Source organism: Curvibacter fontanus, from assembly GCF_054780335.1.
Window position 1 is genome coordinate 1 of the sequence record NZ_BAAGWN010000021.1, and the last position, 828, is coordinate 828.

The 828-nt window shown below is 63.2% G+C and carries 2 protein-coding genes; both read left to right on the forward strand.

Annotation, left to right across the window (positions count from 1 at the left end; genetic code table 11):
* The first annotated feature begins 6 nt into the window (after window positions 1-6).
* Window positions 7-462: a thiosulfate oxidation carrier protein SoxY gene (soxY, locus tag ACYVH8_RS12725; RefSeq protein ID WP_460489188.1), complete on the forward strand. Its 456-nt coding sequence runs from the start codon at window positions 7-9 to the stop codon at window positions 460-462.
* A 51-nt stretch (window positions 463-513) separates the two neighbouring features.
* Complete coding sequence (soxZ, locus tag ACYVH8_RS12730) at window positions 514-825, forward strand: thiosulfate oxidation carrier complex protein SoxZ (protein WP_460489187.1); 312 nt, start codon at window positions 514-516, stop codon at window positions 823-825.
* Window positions 826-828: the final 3 nt, after the last annotated feature.

Below are 828 nucleotides of genomic sequence, written 5' to 3' on the forward strand. Positions count from 1 at the left end.
CATCACATGCAAACTCGTCGCGAGACACTGAAACAAAGCGCCGTGGTGGCGGGCCTGCTGGCCTCCGCCGGCATGATCCCGCAGCAGGCGGCAGCCTACGAGAAGGCTGCCTTCGACGCCAAGACCGCGGCCGACGTGACCAAGGCGCTGGGCGCTGGCGCTCCGGTGGAGAGCAAGGACGTGACCATCGGGGGTCCGGACATTGCCGAAAACGGCGCCGTGGTGCCGCTGACCGCCGGCACCACGCTGTCGGGTGTGAAGCGCATGCTGATCCTGGTGGAGAAGAACCCCTCCGCCATGGTGGCCATGTTCAACGTCAGCGAAGCGGTCGAAACCAACTTTGCCACGCGCGCCAAGATGGGCCAGTCTTCGGATGTGTATGCCGTGGCCATCATGGACGACGGCAAGGCCTTCTTTGCGAAGAAGGAAGTCAAGGTGACGCTGGGCGGCTGCGGCGGCTGATCGCTCGCCAGAGGCAAGCCACCGATTCAACACAGATTTAGGAGTATCAAAATGGCAGATCCGATGCGCATCCGCGCGCAAGCCGCTGGCGACAAGGCCACCGTGCGCGTACTCATGAGCCACGAAATGGAATCCGGTCAACGCAAGGACTCGGCTGGCAAGCTGGTTCCGGCCTGGTTCATCAATGAAGTGAGCGCCTCCCTCAACGGCAAGGTCGTGATGACCGCCGAATGGGGCCCGGCCGTGTCCAAGAACCCGTTCATGCAGTTCGTTGTCAAGGGCGCCAAGGCCGGTGACAAGGTCAGCGTGAGCTGGAAGGACAACAAGGGCGACAGCCGCACCGACGAAGCCACGGTCTCCTGACCC